Annotated in this window: 17 protein-coding genes; 1 reads left to right on the top strand and 16 read right to left on the bottom strand. The window is 42.0% G+C overall.

All coding sequences use genetic code 11. The features are described 5' to 3' along the window. Window positions 1-122: 122 nt before the first annotated feature. From PSH54_RS03490 to PSH54_RS03415, 16 genes are read right to left on the bottom strand one after another with little or no spacing between them, the layout of a single operon-like run. A complete protein-coding gene (locus PSH54_RS03490; RefSeq protein WP_273605498.1) occupies window positions 123-3,803 on the bottom strand; it encodes an H-type lectin domain-containing protein in 3,681 nt (1,226 codons plus the stop codon). Window positions 3,804-3,859: 56 nt separating this feature from the next. Then, window positions 3,860-4,345 (bottom strand): agglutinin biogenesis protein MshP, encoded by a 486-nt coding sequence (locus PSH54_RS03485; protein WP_095206763.1) that lies wholly within the window; start codon window positions 4,343-4,345, stop codon window positions 3,860-3,862. Next, a complete protein-coding gene (locus tag PSH54_RS03480) occupies window positions 4,335-5,174 on the bottom strand; it encodes a PulJ/GspJ family protein (protein ID WP_273605497.1) in 840 nt (279 codons plus the stop codon). The genes PSH54_RS03485 and PSH54_RS03480 overlap by 11 nt, the downstream gene beginning before the upstream one ends. Next, window positions 5,174-5,716 (bottom strand): type IV pilus modification PilV family protein, encoded by a 543-nt coding sequence (locus PSH54_RS03475; RefSeq protein WP_273605496.1) that lies wholly within the window; start codon window positions 5,714-5,716, stop codon window positions 5,174-5,176. The genes PSH54_RS03480 and PSH54_RS03475 overlap by 1 nt, the downstream gene beginning before the upstream one ends. Further along, the gene (locus PSH54_RS03470; RefSeq protein WP_273605495.1) at window positions 5,703-6,194 is read right to left on the bottom strand and encodes a type II secretion system protein; all 492 of its coding nucleotides are present in this window, start codon (window positions 6,192-6,194) and stop codon (window positions 5,703-5,705) included. The genes PSH54_RS03475 and PSH54_RS03470 overlap by 14 nt, the downstream gene beginning before the upstream one ends. 9 nt (window positions 6,195-6,203) lie before the next feature. Then, entirely contained in the window at window positions 6,204-6,731 is a 528-nt protein-coding gene (locus PSH54_RS03465) for a prepilin-type N-terminal cleavage/methylation domain-containing protein (RefSeq protein ID WP_126005700.1), read from the bottom strand. Window positions 6,732-6,753: 22 nt separating this feature from the next. Next, window positions 6,754-7,338, bottom strand: coding sequence for an agglutinin biogenesis protein MshB (locus PSH54_RS03460; protein ID WP_273605494.1), 585 nt, complete (start codon window positions 7,336-7,338; stop codon window positions 6,754-6,756). A gap of 5 nt (window positions 7,339-7,343) precedes the next feature. Next, a complete protein-coding gene (locus PSH54_RS03455) occupies window positions 7,344-8,561 on the bottom strand; it encodes a type II secretion system F family protein (RefSeq protein WP_273605493.1) in 1,218 nt (405 codons plus the stop codon). Then, on the bottom strand, window positions 8,548-10,275 hold the full coding sequence (locus tag PSH54_RS03450; protein WP_273605492.1) for a GspE/PulE family protein: 1,728 nt from the start codon (window positions 10,273-10,275) through the stop codon (window positions 8,548-8,550). Before PSH54_RS03450 ends, PSH54_RS03455 begins: the two co-directional genes overlap by 14 nt. Continuing rightward, window positions 10,272-11,462, bottom strand: a complete 1,191-nt coding sequence (locus tag PSH54_RS03445) for a tetratricopeptide repeat protein (protein ID WP_273605491.1) — start codon at window positions 11,460-11,462, stop codon at window positions 10,272-10,274. Before PSH54_RS03445 ends, PSH54_RS03450 begins: the two co-directional genes overlap by 4 nt. After that, complete coding sequence (locus PSH54_RS03440; protein WP_096041078.1) at window positions 11,459-12,361, bottom strand: ExeA family protein; 903 nt, start codon at window positions 12,359-12,361, stop codon at window positions 11,459-11,461. Before PSH54_RS03440 ends, PSH54_RS03445 begins: the two co-directional genes overlap by 4 nt. A gap of 2 nt (window positions 12,362-12,363) precedes the next feature. Next, window positions 12,364-14,022: a pilus (MSHA type) biogenesis protein MshL gene (gene mshL, locus PSH54_RS03435; protein WP_273605490.1), complete on the bottom strand. Its 1,659-nt coding sequence runs from the start codon at window positions 14,020-14,022 to the stop codon at window positions 12,364-12,366. Continuing rightward, on the bottom strand, window positions 14,006-14,329 hold the full coding sequence (locus PSH54_RS03430; RefSeq protein ID WP_064386227.1) for a hypothetical protein: 324 nt from the start codon (window positions 14,327-14,329) through the stop codon (window positions 14,006-14,008). Before PSH54_RS03430 ends, mshL begins: the two co-directional genes overlap by 17 nt. Continuing rightward, window positions 14,307-14,987 carry a hypothetical protein gene (locus tag PSH54_RS03425; RefSeq protein ID WP_024032505.1) on the bottom strand — a complete coding sequence of 227 codons (681 nt, stop codon included), beginning with the start codon at window positions 14,985-14,987 and terminating at the stop codon, window positions 14,307-14,309. Before PSH54_RS03425 ends, PSH54_RS03430 begins: the two co-directional genes overlap by 23 nt. Next, the gene (locus PSH54_RS03420) at window positions 14,984-15,583 is read right to left on the bottom strand and encodes a PilN domain-containing protein (RefSeq protein WP_273605489.1); all 600 of its coding nucleotides are present in this window, start codon (window positions 15,581-15,583) and stop codon (window positions 14,984-14,986) included. Before PSH54_RS03420 ends, PSH54_RS03425 begins: the two co-directional genes overlap by 4 nt. Next, window positions 15,580-16,512, bottom strand: a complete 933-nt coding sequence (locus tag PSH54_RS03415; RefSeq protein ID WP_024032507.1) for a hypothetical protein — start codon at window positions 16,510-16,512, stop codon at window positions 15,580-15,582. Before PSH54_RS03415 ends, PSH54_RS03420 begins: the two co-directional genes overlap by 4 nt. A 77-nt stretch (window positions 16,513-16,589) precedes the next feature. On the opposite strand from PSH54_RS03415, the gene PSH54_RS03410 reads away from it, so the two are divergent. Beyond that, entirely contained in the window at window positions 16,590-17,498 is a 909-nt protein-coding gene (locus tag PSH54_RS03410) for a 1-aminocyclopropane-1-carboxylate deaminase/D-cysteine desulfhydrase (RefSeq protein ID WP_273605488.1), read from the top strand. Window positions 17,499-17,509 lie beyond the last annotated feature (11 nt).

Below are 17,509 nucleotides of genomic sequence, written 5' to 3'. Positions count from 1 at the left end.
GTGTACTCACTTTTGAAAGCTGAACATTTTTCAACCATCAAAAATCAATACACCCAATGCCTTATGCTATGTACTTGAAGCACAAAACACAAGCTTTGTTCAATTATTATCTTAGTTTACAACTATTCTCTTGTTTCACGCCAGTAAATAACCCGATCATTTCCTCTAAAGCGACCAAATTGCAAAATAGCATGGGGATCTTGCTGTGAATTATCACCAAGCCAATCCCACTTTAACCAATTTTCTGTTTCGTATTCTAATGTAAATGTACCACTGCCATTTGGTATTGCATAAATAGCATTGTTTGTAGGGTAGCTGCCTGCCTCTAATGAACCCGCTGCACCTGCACCATACTCATAGCTTAATATTGGCGTTGATGGCGATATTTGGGATAACTGCGGATGCTCAAATACACTGCAGTTATCTTCGGTATTTAATACAAAGCCTGCTCCATCAAAGTACTGAGCCTGCATAGGCACACGTAATGAGTCTAAATCTGAGCCGGCATTGTTGCCTAGCACTAAGCGTCCAAAGCGAAAGTCTATTGGCACATCATTTAAACGCACGCTATTGCAATCAGTGCTGCAGCTCGCTTGCGTACTCGGCTCATCGTTGGCATCAATTAAAGTAGCCCCTTCTGTATTAGTGACGGTGGCCATAAGATTAACCATAGTAAATGGGCCGTCGGGGTTATTTATAGCCAAGCGCGTTAACATGGCAGTGCTGTCGCTCATTTGCCATTGTCCATCGGCTAGAGTGTTCCAACTGTTGCTACTTATATTGGCTAACCTGCTGGTTAGCGTTGTTGCGGGTACATAATTACCAGCTTGATTGTTTTCGGCATTTATTTGTACTTGGGCTTTTTGAAAGCCTTGTTTGTAATTAGCCATTAGCTGGTTGTTATGATTAAGTGCTTGTACCGTAAAACCAAGCTCAAAGGGCTGATCTAAATAGGTTAAATTACTGCCTAACTGTGTACATTGCGCAGCAGCTTGAACACCTAATACTTGATAGTGCGATGGAGCAAATCGCCCTACGTTGTTTAGCTGCCCTTTTACATCGCCCACACCAAAATAATCGCCATCTTGTAAACCCGCAAATACGTTTATAATACCCACTTGGTCATAAGCGTACTGCGATATGGATTCACTTAAGCTTCCTGTATCAGTAAAGGCAAGGGTACTTAGCGCTTCAATTTGCCCCTCATTACCAGAGCTGGGTAATACTAAGCTATGTGTTACTAAAGGAGACTCGCTAATGAAGTGTTTGGCAATGGGATTACTATGAATAGCGCTATAGTTATCAGGTATCCCATCGTTGTTATTGTCTTGCCCTGCGCGCCACTGTACTGCATTCATTTTTAAATCAAATGACTCACCCGTTAATCTAAATAAACTATCGTTTGCTGTTTGAGCATAGCCGTCACTTGCAACTTGCATCGCTAATCCAAAGGGCTTAACTACATATTCGTTAGAACTGCCGGTTAAGCTTACTGATAAATTAGTTACTGGGTCTAATACAATTGTTGCCCGTGCATTTAAACTTAATTTAGCGGCATCGGGGTAGTTAATAGCAATAGGGGCTTTTGAGTCTTGATCAAAGGTGAGCGAAAAAGTTTGATATGCTTGCTGCACGCTATACGTATTCGCATTATTACTAAGTTGTATTGGATCTGAACATGTAGCGCCGGCACTGCAGGTATAAGCTAAATCTAAATCAACTTGACCACCTGCAGGGAATGCGGCTTCGCATACGCCTGTTGTAGTATTTGTTTTAACCGCTTGAATGGATAGCTCGGCGGCATTAAAACCCTCGCTAGAGGGTTTACCAGATAATTGAGTGGGGATACTCGCTGTATTGGCTGTGTCGTTATTAAAAATAAACCCTGCATCAGAAAAAACCACTTTGCACCCGCCCAGCCCTACGTTACTACCATTAATATAACAACGCAGCGGTGCAGATGGGTCGGCGGTATTATAGCCAAGTGTGACGGTCCCTGTGGTACGCTTTGCAAGCGCTACTGTGGCAGAGCCTGTAAAGGTAATATTTTCACCGCTTACCCAGCTTTGTTGGCCACTGTTATCTGGAGACAGGTCAAGTGCGGAAGGCTCATCATACAGTAAATCACATGCATCGTTTGCACAGGCGGTTAATGTCATTTCTTTTGCTTGACAGGTTAAGCCTTGGTTATCACTTAATGATATGCGGTAGTGATCAAGCAAAACCGGCGTAAAAATACCGCAAAACCCAGGAATACTCTCTGGCACTGTTAACGCATCAAACGTAGAGCTGCCCTCGGTTATTACTTGTGTTGCAGCGGTTATAGAGCCCTGGTACGTGACATTTTGGGCAATTCTTACTTCCCCCGTTGCGACAATGTATGCAGCAATATTTGCATCAGCCGCAATGGCAACATCCCCATCGACATATATAGCTAAATACGCTCCTTCCTCAACCACAATATTCGTTTTGCCTATGTTCAAAAATGCGCTAGAAATTAGCGACGATGTATCTTTTAAAAAGATACGGGTGGGCGCTGTTACCTTGTACTCATCTTCCAATAAGTTAAGTGCTAGTTCGTCATAAAAATAATCGCCAGCTAACGATACAGGCACATCACCGGTAGAGCTTCCATCGTTTGTGACCGTGGGTACTTGCGCAGCTTGATTTGGCTCAAGGGAGTTATACCCAGTGGCCACACAGCCTTGGCCATTACACAAAGGCGGGTTGGTGAGTGCCGTTGATATTAAATTAGTGGTGGTAATAAATTGTGCATTGCTATCGGTTATTTCCACACCTTGAACAAGCTGCACTTGTCCATCATTGTAGGTAGAAATAGCGCCAGGAAATAAAGTATCGCAATCTAAAATATCGCCATTAAATACAAACGTACTGGTCATGGCCAATATAGAGGCTTCTTCTTTTACGTGGTTACGCTCTCTGTCGCCATCACGGTCTTCATCAACCACCAGCCCTAACCGATCCGCTCTTAAATTACAGCTGCGCAGCCACCCACCGTCTTCTTCAAGTCGGGAATTTTTACTTGCCACCACCAGCGGTGCCTCACTAAAGTTATTGTTAAAATTAAAGTAGTTACACCCATCATTCCAACCATCAACTTCGAATCCTGTAAAAAAGGTCTCCCAAGACACTTCTACCCCATTGTCATCGGTAAAGGTGCGATTACTGCCAGGCTCTACAGCCATGTAGGCCACCGTTTCAGTTTGAATAACACCTAATGCGGTTTCTGAGGCCTCTAACGCTATATTTACCCCGCTTGTAGATAAGGAACCACTTTGCACTGCAATGGTTAAAAAAGGCACAAGCGCTTGAGACGGCGGGTTACTATCTAAACTATTTAGTGTTTGTAACGAATGAAAAAAGTTAGGCCTTACGGCAAACGGTTTATTAAAAGTCAGTGATTTGTAACCTTTAGGCGTGATGGGGGCAAACCCCGACTTATCACCGTATTGTAGTTCAAGGCGTAAGTCGGTGTTTCCCACTTCCATAATGGTCCCATCAGGAAATTCATGCACTCCATATTCTACCGCTAAATAGTGCGCGCCCATGGTTATATGCTCACCATCTTCTCCTGATGGCTCAAGTGGCAATGCTTCAAACCCTGTGGTTGTTACATTGCGTATTCTCACTATAGCGGGGTTACCGCCTTGATTAGTGGACAACATAAATACCGCAGGAGGGGTTATGTATTGCTGCTGAAAATTTATTTTTGTCCATATGGGTGAAGTGTACGTGTCTTGTAGCTCTATAAATCGCCCTTCAATTTTAGGCGGTACAGCCATAGCGCATCGGCTTAGTAGCAAACTTATTAAACATAAAATACAGAGGGTATATTTGCTCATGGTAATGTTTTAGCCTCCACACTTAGAGTACGTTGGGTTTGCCAATATTCCTTTTGACATGCTGCACCGGCAGCACAATCATTGGCGGCGCACGTTGCAGAGCTTTGTAAGTAGTAAATATTAACGGTGCCAGAGCGGGTGCTGCTATCGGGTAAGGCTATGTATTCACTACAGCTCAGTTCAACTTCACAATTGGCTAGATAGAGGGTGCTAAAACTCCTACTGGTGGTTACTGCACTGCATGTTTGCGCAGTGCTATTTAGTGCAAAAATTTCGCTTAAGCCGGTTTCTAATCCGCTTTGGGCTGCCATGTAAGCGCGCGCGCCGTAATACTCAATGGTATTTTGCTGCGCCGCACCCGATAACACTTTAGAAAGCGCCAGCCCTAGTGCCAGCAAAGTGACAATGATCACCAACGTAATTATGAGCAAATTACCCTGCTGCTTTTTAGCAAAACTGATGTTTTTTATATTAGGGGACATTAGGCACATGCACCTCATGGCTAATACTTATTTGTTCGGTGTCGTTAAACCCCATTTGCGCAAACACATTAACAACCGCGCTGCGCTGTAGCGAAATCTCACTTAACGTAAAAAAGGCTCTGCTCGTTAAGTTATTGGCAATATAATTACTCATTAAATCGCGTTTAACGCCCGAGCTAACCTGTAAGCTGGCGGCGTTTAATTGGTTTGTAGTAAAGCCGTAGTTGCTATAGCGATACAGTGAATTACCTTCTACACAAAAGCTAACGGGCTGTTCTAATAAATAAAGGCGCTTACTCGGTGACTCTTGAGCAAATGCTTTGCTAAATTGCCATGTATCTAGCTCACTTGTAACGGCGCTGTAGCTACTAACTTGTAAACGCTTGCTTTGACTTTCATCGTATATATCGCTGCTATTTAATGGATAGATACTTGCCCAATCGTTTATTTGTGGCTCAGTTAAATTATTAAGCGCAAAATTAACGGCGGTAATCTCAAAAGGGGCACTAGTGGGTAAGTAATCGGTATAGTGAGTGGCAGATAAAAACGGCGTAAATTCTAAACACTGCTGCGTGCTACATGCTCCATTGCTGGCGTTGTCGCAATTTAAGCGCAGTGAGTTAGGGGTTGCGTGGCGAAGCTCTTTACTTAATCGGGTTAAAACAAAGCGACTTTGCGCCACCGCTTCTTGGCGTTTCACACCTTGGCTGTAAATATTAAATCCAGCGCTAATAAACGAAAATGACGCTACGGCTAAAATGCCAATAATTACCATAACAAGTAATAGCTCAACTAAGGTAAAGCCACGCTTTTGCTTTGCTCTATTCATTAGTAATTACCTTTATATGCACTAAAGCCGTACACTTGCCCCAAGGGTGAGGTTACTTCAATGGTAATTCGTTTAAAGGCAACGCCATCGTTATTGGTTGCCTCGTTTAGGTCGCTGTCGTATTGCACGTTTACAGCCAGTGAAAAGTCGCTGTATTGCGCTAATGTATTCCCTAAACTATCACTAATAGGCTGTCCTGTGAGCGCAATATAATCATCAACATCGTTAAAATTAGCCCGTGCTTCACCGCTATCAGCACCAAGCTCAGAATGAGTACTACAAGGCTGGGCACCTAAGCTTGTTTCGGAACAGCGCCTAAATGGTGGCGTGCGCTCGCTATGTTCATCAAATGATTTAGCTAATATTTCGTTCATTAATGCTTGCCCAAGCTCTGAGGCCCTGAGTGCGACAATAGGCTCGGCACTTTGCTTTGCTTGAGGTGCTATAAGCGCTGTAATGATACTTAGCGCAATAGCAAACATCACAATGCCAATAATTAGCTCAATTAAGGTAAAACCTGTTTGTATTTTAGGGGCAGGCATAAATAAGCCCTTCACCGCTAATGCACACCGCTGCTAGACCCAGGTCAATTTTACATTGTACTGTGCAATTTTGATCGGCCCTTCCAAGTGGATCAAAGTTTATTTGCGAAAACGTATTAGCATTGCTATCTAAGGCATTAAATCGTACGTCGCTGCGCTCGGTATTGATAGCAACAACTAAATGCTCGCTATTATTGGTATTTGGGCCGCCAGTACAGGTTTCTGGCTCCGGCCCCGCAACCAAGGTAGGTGAAATATACAGTTTATGGCAGCTGCTTGTTGCAGTATTTTGCATCGCGCGTAATTGTACTGTGCGCAGGGCGTTTAATACCCTATCTCTGTATGAGTATGCTTGCTCTGTTGAACTTCCTAGCAACTTGGGCACTGCCGTTACCGACAGTATGCCCAAAATAACTAAAGTAATAATTAATTCAACCAGTGTGAAGCCACGCAATCGTTGATTACTACTGCTATTCATTTATATAAATTAACACCCACTCGTGATAAGCGTAACAGTAGGAGGCGTAACAGATACAGGCGGCGTACCGTCGTTTGCATCTGCTGCTTGTGTATACTCAATACGACAATCATCAGTTTGCACGTAGCTATTAGGGAAAATAATTGCTTTTTCATCAGCAGCAACTGCTACAAGGTTAAAATCTGCAGAGTCATCAGATGCAAATTCTACATCTAAAAAAGCTTCAAAAGCTGCTTCTGTCGCTGCAGGGTAGCCATACACTGTAGATACTGCATCGCCGGTATCAACAGTAACCGTTGCACTCGCTTTTTTGTGGTCACTTGCGATAATAGATTTACCATTAACGATGTTCATACCACTGCGAATTGAGCCTTGTAAACCTTCGAGTGTAGAAGCGTTAGCATCACCCTGCAGGTTTAAAAAACGAGGGGCAGCGGTCACCGCTAAAATACCTAAAATTACAATTACAATTATTAGTTCAACAAGCGTAAAACCTGCTTGCTTATTCATTGGTTGTTTTAATGACTGCGTTTTCATAAGTAAGCCTCTTTATAATTACTTAGTTTTTAAAAATTTGCACTTTGCCTGTTGTTGGAAAGTACGAAAACCCTACTTTTTTAGCCATAACGGCGCCATCAGTAGGTAGGTTATTGGTGTTTAAATTATGAGTTAAATAATAAATACACTGGTTGTTTTTAGTGTTATAACGCACTAAATAACTCACCTTGGTTATTATAGAAATCTCAGTACTTAATGTGCTTGTTGGCGCATCTTGTAAAATTACACTTAATACTTTTTGGCATTGCAGTGCAGTCATTGCGCTGGCCCGCGTATCAGTATTAGTCGTTTTATCACCCGTTGGTGTGCCTCTCTCTCCATCAACACCAACAATCACACCTCCGTAATTAATATGTGTTGTATTATTGACGCCCTTTGGACGCCCCGATAATTCCCACTGACCTTTGACCATCAACACCGCAGAGGCAAATCCACCAGCCACCACATCCACACTAGCATTGTGTGCCTTATTTTTAATGCCTATGTATTGAGGTATAGCAAAAGCCATAATAACTGCCAGTAAAACAACTACTAAAACGAGCTCAAATAACGAAAAACCTGTTGCACGAACATGACAGTTAGTCAAAATGGCTACCCTTTAATAGCCGACATCATGTTCCACATAGGCATAAAAATACCGAGTGCTAAAATAAGCACCATAATGGCAACAAACACCGTCAAAATGGGCTCTATTTTTGCGGTTAAACTGCGTAAATCGTAATCGACTTCTCGTTCGTAAAAATCAGCCGCTTCTTGTAATAACTCATCTACGCGACCGGTTTCTTCACCCACTGCCACCATTTGCAGTACCAACTGTGAAAATAGCTCGCTACTTCGCGAAGCCCGCAACAAACTGTCGCCTTTTTCGATATCTTGACGCATGGTGATAATGGCTTTTTCCATGTAGCTGTTATCAACTGCATGGGCCGTTAACGACAGCCCTGTCGTCATAGGGACGCCCGAGCGCAGCACCATGGCTAAGCTTTGGCTATAACGGCCAAGTAAGGTGCGTTTTAAAATATCGCCTACAAATGGAATTTTGAGTTTGTGGTGATCCCACTTAAAGCGCCCAGCCGACGTATTTAAATACCGACGCCATGCAACGACTCCACCCACTAACATTAGCGCTAGCAGCCACCAATAATTGACAAAAAAGTTACTGGTGCCAATGAGGATCTGGGTCATTAAAGGCAGCTCTGCATCAAACTTTTCGAACATGCTGGCAAAGGTTGGGATCACAAAAATATTTAATATGATCATCGCAACTAAAAGCGCCAAAATAACAAAAGTGGGGTAACGCATAGCGGCTTTTATGCGCTTACGAGTCTCTTGCTCTTTTTCAAAGTAAATAGCCAGCTGATAAAACGCATCTTCTAATCGTCCCGAGCCTTCTCCGACTTTAACCATAGAGATAGTTAAACGGCTAAACACCTTGTTATGTATAGCTAACGCACTAGATAATTCACGGCCTTGTTCGAGCTGGCGTGTTACTTCAAGCAACACACTTTTAAACTCTTTATTTTGCGTGGTATCAGCAAGCCCTATCATTGCCCTAATAATGGGGATCCCGGCTTTAAGTAAAGAATACATTTGCCGTGAAAACATGATCATGTCATCAAGGGTTATTTTTTCGCTAAATAAGTTATCGAATAACTTTATATTATTTTTTGTTTCAACTAACGAAATTGAAATAGGTATGTACTGGCGCTTTAATAAGCTATCGGCGACACCGGCCTCATTATTTGCCTCAACACGCCCTTTAACCAGCGCACCGTTTGCGTCTTTGGCTTTGTAACTATAAAGCTGCATCGTCATCACCTACCACTTCAGGTACATATTCAGCCACTTTAAATACCTCATCTAACGAGGTAATGCCTTGCTTTGCATACGTTAAAGCCATATAAGAAAGCGGTGCAAAATTAGCGCTATTTTTAGCCGCTTCGGCAAAGCGCTGCGTGTCGTTAATACGCAGGGCATCCATCATAGCGTCGTTCATTTCTAACAGCTCAAAAATCCCCACCCTGCCTTTGTAGCCGCTATGGCTACATGCTGTGCAGCCTTGGCCTCGCCAAAACTGTGTGCTGCTAACATCTTCGCCTAAATAGGTAAGCCAGCTTTGTTCTTGTTTATCTGGGTGATACGGTGTTTTACATTCATTGCAAATACGCCTAACTAAGCGCTGAGCAATAATAGCGCGTAGTGAGCTTGCAACTAGATAAGCGGGTGCTCCCATATCAATTAAGCGCATTGCGCTTGATATGGCATCGTTGGTATGTAACGTAGAAAGTACTAAATGGCCTGTTAATGCAGCCCTTAGGCCTATATCAACGGTTTCTTGGTCACGCATTTCGCCAACCATAATAATATCGGGATCTTGGCGTAACGTGGTTCTTAATACACTGGCAAAATTTAAGCCTATTTTGTTGTTTATTTGCACCTGATTTACCCGCCCAATGCGGTATTCAACCGGATCTTCTACGGTAATAATTTTACTTTCTTGTTGGTTAAGTTCACTTAAAGCGCCGTACAAGGTGGTCGTTTTTCCTGAGCCGGTAGGCCCTGTCACTAACACCATGCCATGAGGGCGTTTTATAATGCTGCGCAGGCGCTTTAAAATATGCACCGGCATGCCCGTTTCATCTAACGATAAAAGCCCTGCAGATTGGTCGAGCAACCGCATCACAACTGACTCGCCATATTGCACTGGCATTGTCGATAAACGTACATCAATGCTGTGCGCGTGCACTTTTATATTAAAACGGCCATCTTGCGGTAACCGCTTCTCCGATATATCTAACCCCGACATAAGTTTTAGCCTAAGTACTAAAGCAGAGGCTATTTTTACTTGGTTTAATGTGTGCTCTTGCAATACACCATCAACTCGTTGGCGAATGCGTAATAGCCTTTCATCGGGTTCTATGTGGATATCTGAGGCACGTACTTGTACTGCATCTTCAAATATAGATTGCAGTAGTTTTACTACGGTGGCGTCAGAGGTTTCATCTGCTAAGGAATTAAGATCAAACTCTTCTACGTCTTCGTATTCTTCGTGTAGCTTTTCAGCAAAGTTAGTAATCTCTTCTGTTCGGCGGTACACATTATCAAACGCTGCCATAAGCTGGCTTTCTTGCACAACAGCAAGCTCAATTCGCTTAGGGGCTAGCATTGGCGCTAACTGATCCAACGCTCTCAAATCAGCGGGGTCACTCATTCCGACTAACACAGAATCCCCGTTATCTTCTATTACTAATGCTCGGTAGCGCCTGGCATAAACCTCTGAAAGTAATTTAGATACATCTGAAGATATTTTGCGCTGCGAAATATCTAAAAACGGTATTTGTAATTGTTGGGCTAAAAAGCGCAATAATTGCGGCTCACTTATAAACTCAAGCGCAATTAATGTAGCCCCTAACTTTCGCCCTGACGCAGCTTGCACATTAAGTGCTTCACTTAGCTGTGCTTCGGTGATCATTTGCTCATGAACGAGTAAGTCCCCTAAACGCATTTTTAAACTGGGTCTCATACAGCCTCCTTCAATGCGACTAAGCGCTGTAGTGCATGTTGCGTCATTGCGGCATTTAAACCGCCTAAATCTAGGGCAACTTTATAAAGGTGCTTTGCATCTGCAAACTCCCCCAACGCATCTTTTGAAGTAGCTAACGCCAGCCACCATTTAGCTTGCTGAGGCTGAAGCTGTGTAAGCTGTGTAAAACTCGCAAGCGCTATTTGATGTTGCTGCGCATTTTGTGCTGCAGTGCCTTTTAATACCCAAAACTCCAAGTTTGCTTGCGGCTCAAGTTCGGCTATAAGCAGTTTAAGCACGCCTTCGTACTCTTGTTGCATAATTAAAATTTTACTGAGCATTACACGCCACTGCACAACCTCAGGGTTTATTTTTATGCCAGCAACTAATAACTGCTGAGCCATAAGTACATCTTGTTGCTGAAAATACGTTGCCGCGAGTAAATTACGCGCTTCTATATGCTCAGGTTGTGTTTGTAAAATAGCGGTTAAATCGTTAATCGCATCATCATATAAAGCAAATTCCAACGCTTGTTTAGCACGCTTTAATTGCTGTGCTATCCGCTGGGCTTTGCTTTGCTTAACACTGGCAGTTTTTACTAATTTATTTTTAGCGGGCAGCTGCTCAGCCTGTGTAATGCTTTTTACTGGTGCACTGCTTTTTGCTTCAACTGGAGTATTTATTTCTGCTCTAGTAGCTACTTTAGCGCTTACTTCTGTGGGGCTTGCTTTTTTGCTCAGTAGCGCGGCTTTGTCTGCAGCGTGTTGCTGTATTACTTCGTCTTTTGCCTGATCAGGCAATGCGTTATTGCTTTGTACCTGCCCCAGCTCTTTTTGCGTATCTGCATTAATATGAGCAGCTTTAGCGCCAGTGTTTTCTTCGCTTAATTGTTTTAAGGGCTTAATTACGGGCGTAATTTTAGCTTGGGCAATTTCAATCGGCCGGCTGTTGTTATTAACCGCATATGCTTTTTCAGCCGTGTCGCTACTCGCTTGTGGTGCCTGTGCAAAAGGTAAATAAAGGTAGGCTGTAAAAATTAGTACAATCGCTAATAAAACACTCAGCACTTTAAATAATACATCGTGGTAATCGCGTACAGGGGGAATATCGACCCCGCCACTTTGCTGATTACGCTGTGCAGTTTGGCGCTGGTCGATATTTTTTAGCATGTTATTAATAACACTCATAACCATTGCCTCCATACCCACATAACTGCAATAACAAAAACACTAATAGCTAATAAGCTGTAAGCCCAGTAATGGTTAGCATGGTGCTTTTTGCAATCCTCGGTGTCTGCAATGGCAAGATGTATATGGCGCGGTGTTACTTTATTAAGGCCTTCACCGTATGCCTGCAGTAAAACTTTATGGCATAAAATATTGACCAAACGGGGAATTCCTCGACTCGCACGCGCTATTTTTAATCCTAAACGATTAGTAAATAGTGGTGGCTGATTAAAGCCTGCCACCTGTAAACGGTGATTAATATAATAAATAACTTCACTGGCGGTCATTGCACGCAATGAGTAGGAAAAACTGATCCGCTGGCGTAGTTGCCTCACTTTACTATTAGCAAGTTTTTCATCTAATTCAGGTTGGCCAAATAGCACCACCTGAATAAGCTTTTCGGTTTCGGTTTCTAGGTTTGTAAATAATCGAAGCGCTTCAAGTGTATCCCAACTCAAGCACTGCGCTTCATCTATCAGTAGTACAACCCGTTCGTTATCTTCTTGTAGCTCTAGTAAGTAATGGTTTATTTGCTGGCTTAACGATTGTTGATCTAGGCTTTTATCTACCTCCATGCCAAGTTCTACAGCAATAGCCCAGCGTAATTCTTCAGGGCTTAAATAAGAATTAGGTAAATAAGCCACAAAGTAGTCTTCTTCAATTTGATTTAAAAGTTTTCTGCATAGTAAGGTTTTGCCTGTCCCTACTTCTCCTGTTACTTTTATAAATCCCTCCCCCATTTCTAGCGCTGTGGTAAGTACTTGCATCGCTTCGTGGTGCGGCTCAAGTGCACAAAAAAACTCGGTGTTTGGGGTTAAGGTGAAAGGCATTTCACTTAAATTAAAAAAGCTCAAATACATAGTTAGTTCTCATACCATGTATTTAACAGCGCGCGGCTGTGAGCTTGTTGCTTTTTCCACGTGTCGGGCATCACCACCGTTGGCTTGATTAAAATAACGAGCTCTTTTTTCTCTTGGCGCTTACTAATACTTTTAAACAAGTTACCTAATATTGGCACATCGCCCAAAATGGGTGTTTTCGATTCTTCATCTTCCGTGGTGGTTTGCATTAACCCACCAATTACGACTATTTCACCACTTTGAGCGCGGATCACCGTGTCAGATTCGCGAATATTACTTTGTGCAAGCGGCAACTCAAAACGCTGATCATCTAATGTAATCACCTTGAGCTGCTCTTCTGTTTCGGTTACCGATGGGTGGACGTGCAAAATTACTGAGCCATATTTATCGATTTGTGGGGTGACATCTAAGGCAATTCCCGAAAAAAACGGAGTTAAATCTATTTCTGGTGACGTAGTCGTTGAAGTGCCCGTTACTGTTGTGCTCGAAACGTTAGTAACAAAGTACTCATCTTGCCCCACTTTAATCACGGCTTTTTGATTGTTTGTTGCAGTTACACGCGGGTTAGAAAGCATTTGCAGGTCGCCCTGCGTTTCAAGCAAGCTAATTACGCCGCTAAAGTCGCCTTTTTCAATCGTTAACGAGGAGACCCCTCCTAAAGTAGCTGAAATAGAATTACCTATGCTGCCTGCTGTTGTTGCAAACGACACCCCACCTTCTAACCCTCTAGAAATTCGCTCCCAGTTAACCCCTTGTTGGTATTCATCTTTTAAGGTTATTTCGACAATTTTAGCCTCAAGAATAACTTGTCGCTGAAGGTTTTCTTGGCTTTGACGTAAAAAGTCTTTTAACTGGTTTATTTCACTGGGTAATGCATTAACCGTAACCAAGCTTGCCTGTGGGCTGGCAACCACATAACGGCCATCGTTTGAACCAATAAGTGATTTAAGAGCAAGCTCAAGTTCCTTCCAAAAGTCGTTTTGGTTAATTGTTTGGATGCGAGAGCCATTTAGCTCGGTATTTTGATTATCGCTGCCAAACTGATTATTTTGGCTCGAATTATTACTACTGTTTGAGCTTGAATTTGAACTTGAGTTGTTTTGTGAAAACTGGCTCACTCCACCAGCAACAACACTTACCGTTGATTGCCCATGGCGCTGCATCATTAAATAATTAACCGGTATAGTTTCTGTGCGCATGACCGCTGGTAACACCTGCACAATACGACCTTCTTGGACAATATCTAACGGGTACATGCGTTTAATAACAGCTATAACTTCTTCAAACGTTACGTTTTTTAAATTTAAAGAAATAACTCCGCTCACTTGTGGGTGTACTGCCACGCTGTATGGAGTATCAGCAGTTAATCCATTAAAAAATGAGCTTATTTCTACCTCTTTTGCGGCTACATCAAAACGCTTTACAGCTAACTCATTTGTTAAACTTTGCTCGCTATTAAGTGACGAAAGTAAGCTTTGTGTAAGCGCGCTACTCACCTCTACCGGGGCAACACTTTTAGCATTGTTGCTTATAGGAGCAAGCTCTTGTGCTATGTGTGGCTGAATCTCTTTTCCGGGCTTAAAACTATGGCACGCCGTTAAAAAAGGCGGTATTAAAATAAGCGCAAGCCATGGCTTTGTTATATTATTTTTTAATTTCATAGTCGTATAATTCTAATTTTATTTGCTTATCATCATTCGCTAACAACACTGAATTGGCGTTTATTGTTAGCACCCGAAATTCACCTATTACATCTCCTGGCTTATACACCTGCTTAGAAATAATCGCTTTGTATTGCTTTTCGGTTTTAATAATTGACTGTAACGACAGCGCTGTATTGCTAACTGCAGCGCCTTTTAGTATTGGTGCATTGCTTGGCTGAGTAGGATCGCGCAGTATTTCAGCTGAACTAACAGAGAAAAAACACACGCAACATACACACAAACTATAAAGCGATAAATTTTTCATTGGCACTCACCGTTGCTATTTGTAATGTTAACTCTGCATTAGGGTATGTTTGCACCTGATAGTTAAACTGCTGTATTAACAACTTTTGTTGGCTAGCTTTAAGGCCTTCTAAATACTGCTGTAAGCTAAAATAACGCCCCTGCAAAGTAACCACCATTTGGTGTTCGAAAAACAAGGTTTGCGTATCGTGCTCACCGAGTTTTTCTACATCAATTGCTTTTGCTGGGTTTACTCTAAAGCCAACCACTTGCACATCGGGAGTATTTACTAATAAATCCTTTAATACAGCAGGTACTTTGTTTGCTGAAATAAAGCCTTGGCTAAACGTGCTTAACTTATTATTTATATCTTCTAGCTCGCGCTGGGTTTGCCCTACCTGATTTCTGAGTACTTTAGTGTAGTCATGCTCTAATGCCTGGGTAAGCATAGAGAGCTGTGCTTCATTTTGATTGAGTTTTTGCCACAATGTATTTTGTTCCACGCGTAAACTATTTACTGCATCTTGCTGTGGAAACACCACAAACCATAAACCTAAATAAACAATAAGAAATAAGCCAACAAACAGTACAGAATACTTTTCCCGCTGCTGTAACGCCGCAAATTGTGCTTGGTATTTAACGAATAATGGCCAGCCTTTATTTTCATTTTGCTCATTCATTGTGTTACCTCACTTGAACTAAGCTCTGTAGCCACATTAAACTCGCTCACGCCATCACTGCTCGACAGCTCCAGCACTGAAAACTCCTTCCCTTTAAAAAAGCTCGATTTCTTGAGATTAGCAAGCCAAATAGGTAAAAATTTAGCTTGCTGAGTACGCCCTTTGAGTATTACTTTTTGGCCTTCAAATTTTATCTGATCAAGCCAAATTTGCGGCTCGTGGTACGCTGCCAAATCGCGCATTACATCGGCATAATCCGTTTTCGTGTGCATGGATGTGTTTTCTAAATAATCAAACACCTGCTGTTTATGCAAAATTTCTTGTTGCAGTACTTTTAGCTCATCTATCAAATGCGATTTATTTTGTTTATCAGCTAATCGCTGCTTTACCACGTTTAATTGCTGCTGCGTTTGCTTTAGATAAGCTTGGCTTTGCGTAAGTAATTGCTGGCTATTGTGCTCTTCGTATAAATAAAACAACCAAGTTAATGCAACCACTAACAATGTACCTAGCCACAGCAACAGCATTCCTTTAAAGGGCACGGGGTCGCGCCTAACCCTAATGGCTTTTTGGTAAAAATTAATCCGTGTTTTCATAACACTGAATCCGGATCAGTTAATTGATACGCTGCGCCTAATGCGTAATAAAAGCTTGGTTCGAGATCCTGTGCTAAATCTATATTAGGTTTAAAATCAACAACCTTTACTTGCAAAAATTCTGCAAGGCCAGCCCTTAATGTTAAAGACGATAAATCATCGCAATGCAGCTGAATGCTTCTGATAGGAGGCTGTTTTAGTTGGCTTTCAAAAAAATCCATTGACCGTTGGATCTCAAGCCCTAAGGCTTCAACCAAACCGTGTGTGCGCTCTTTATCTGAAATGCCTAAAAACCCGTTTAAACGCCTAGCTAATAAAAGCTGACCATCACGAATAATTAAAATACGCGGCTCATGCCCTGCATGTTGCACTATAAGCATGTGCGCGCTTTTATCTTCGCCAAACAAGGTCACTAAAATCATTTCTTCCGAGGTCATTGCTCTGAGCACAGGCTTTATTTTTGAAAAGCTATCAATAAAAGGCAGTAACTGTAGTTTATTAGTAATAAACACATTCATTTTACTGCTTTGCATAGGCTGAACGATTGGGTAATCGATAAAGTCGGCAACAATGTTCTCTGGTGGAATATCAACTAAGTCTTTTGTTGTCCAAGGTAAGGATTGAATGATCTCTTCGTCACTCAGCATGGGTTTATCCATTTGCACTATTTGATAAAAATAATGAGGAACCACTAAATTTACTGGGCACACCTCAGCGCAAACTTCATTTGTGCAAGTTGCAATAGCGACTGTATAATCCGTTTGGTCCTCTACATTCACACTGTGTGAGTTATGTACGTACCACTGCCCTTGATTTTTTTTTAAACACACCGCGTTTACTGTATCTGCATAAGTAGCAATACCAATCGCTGTGCTTGAGTCTAAACTGCGATTTAACCAAGATAACAACGAAAACAGCTTTTTTTTCATATAGCTACTATTGTTAATAAGAGATTAACTAAGTGTCGTACAAGTTTTTTAGTTTGCAAGTTTAAACACGAGAAATAATGCTTAATTTATTCAATATTGAAAAAGAAAGTCCAATACAACAAATAGATAGCGACTGTCTTAAAAAGAGAAACATACGGTTAAGTATAAAAAGAGATGACTTACTTCACCCACTAATAAGTGGTAACAAATGGCGTAAGCTAAAATATAATTTACAGCAAATGCAAGCCCTTAATAAAACACAACTCCTCACCTTTGGGGGGGCTTTTTCTAATCATGTTCACGCCTGTGCAGGGGCGGGTAAACTATTTAATATAAAAACCCACGCCATAATTAGAGGGCCACACTTAGATACTCAAAACCCCACCCTGCAATTTGCTAAACAGTGTGCAATGGATTTACATGCGGTTACTCGTATTGAATATAAGCAGCGCCATGACCCAGATTATTTAGCTCAGTTGCAAGAACGCTTTACACAAGCCTATATAATCCCAGAAGGTGGAAGTAATACATACGCCCTGCCTGGGTGTGCTGAGCTTGCTAAAAGCTTACCAAAACATGATTACTTAGTATGTCCCACAGGAAGTGGAGGAACTCTTGCAGGCTTAATTGAAGGTAGCTATGAGGCCACACAGCTGTTAGGAATTGCGGTATTAAAACAAGCCGAGTACTTGAATAATGAAATTACAGCACTCAGTAAAAAAGCAGGTCAGCAATCCAATTGGCAGCTACTTACTGAGTTTCATGATGGCGGTTATGGCAAATTTAGTAATGACTTATGGCAGTTTTGCCAACGCATGCAGCAGCAACATAACTTACCTCTTGAGCCTATATACAGCGGTAAAATGATGTATGCACTATGGCAACTTATCGAGCAAGATTACTTTGCTGCTGGTAGTCATATAATGGCGATTCATACAGGCGGTTTACAGGGGCTCAATGGGCTAAAATATCGTGGCCTGATCTAGGGCTATCAACC

The sequence above is a fragment of the Pseudoalteromonas sp. Angola-30 genome (assembly GCF_028599215.1).
Classification (GTDB): domain Bacteria; phylum Pseudomonadota; class Gammaproteobacteria; order Enterobacterales; family Alteromonadaceae; genus Pseudoalteromonas; species Pseudoalteromonas atlantica.
The sequence above is the reverse complement of the archived record's forward strand: the minus strand, read 5'-3'. Positions and strand labels throughout refer to the sequence as shown.

Coding starts and splice junctions, on each gene's coding strand:
- PSH54_RS03490 (WP_273605498.1), bottom strand. CDS start 3,803: ATGGCTGTACCGCCTAAAATTGAAGGGCGATTTATAGAGCTACAAGAC.
- PSH54_RS03485 (WP_095206763.1), bottom strand. CDS start 4,345: ATGTCCCCTAATATAAAAAACATCAGTTTTGCTAAAAAGCAGCAGGGT.
- PSH54_RS03480 (WP_273605497.1), bottom strand. CDS start 5,174: ATGAATAGAGCAAAGCAAAAGCGTGGCTTTACCTTAGTTGAGCTATTA.
- PSH54_RS03475 (WP_273605496.1), bottom strand. CDS start 5,716: ATGCCTGCCCCTAAAATACAAACAGGTTTTACCTTAATTGAGCTAATT.
- PSH54_RS03470 (WP_273605495.1), bottom strand. CDS start 6,194: ATGAATAGCAGTAGTAATCAACGATTGCGTGGCTTCACACTGGTTGAA.
- PSH54_RS03465 (WP_126005700.1), bottom strand. CDS start 6,731: ATGAAAACGCAGTCATTAAAACAACCAATGAATAAGCAAGCAGGTTTT.
- PSH54_RS03455 (WP_273605493.1), bottom strand. CDS start 8,561: ATGCAGCTTTATAGTTACAAAGCCAAAGACGCAAACGGTGCGCTGGTT.
- PSH54_RS03450 (WP_273605492.1), bottom strand. CDS start 10,275: ATGAGACCCAGTTTAAAAATGCGTTTAGGGGACTTACTCGTTCATGAG.
- PSH54_RS03445 (WP_273605491.1), bottom strand. CDS start 11,462: ATGAGTGTTATTAATAACATGCTAAAAAATATCGACCAGCGCCAAACT.
- PSH54_RS03440 (WP_096041078.1), bottom strand. CDS start 12,361: ATGTATTTGAGCTTTTTTAATTTAAGTGAAATGCCTTTCACCTTAACC.
- mshL (WP_273605490.1), bottom strand. CDS start 14,022: ATGAAATTAAAAAATAATATAACAAAGCCATGGCTTGCGCTTATTTTA.
- PSH54_RS03430 (WP_064386227.1), bottom strand. CDS start 14,329: ATGAAAAATTTATCGCTTTATAGTTTGTGTGTATGTTGCGTGTGTTTT.
- PSH54_RS03425 (WP_024032505.1), bottom strand. CDS start 14,987: ATGAATGAGCAAAATGAAAATAAAGGCTGGCCATTATTCGTTAAATAC.
- PSH54_RS03420 (WP_273605489.1), bottom strand. CDS start 15,583: ATGAAAACACGGATTAATTTTTACCAAAAAGCCATTAGGGTTAGGCGC.
- PSH54_RS03415 (WP_024032507.1), bottom strand. CDS start 16,512: ATGAAAAAAAAGCTGTTTTCGTTGTTATCTTGGTTAAATCGCAGTTTA.
- PSH54_RS03410 (WP_273605488.1), top strand. CDS start 16,590: ATGCTTAATTTATTCAATATTGAAAAAGAAAGTCCAATACAACAAATA.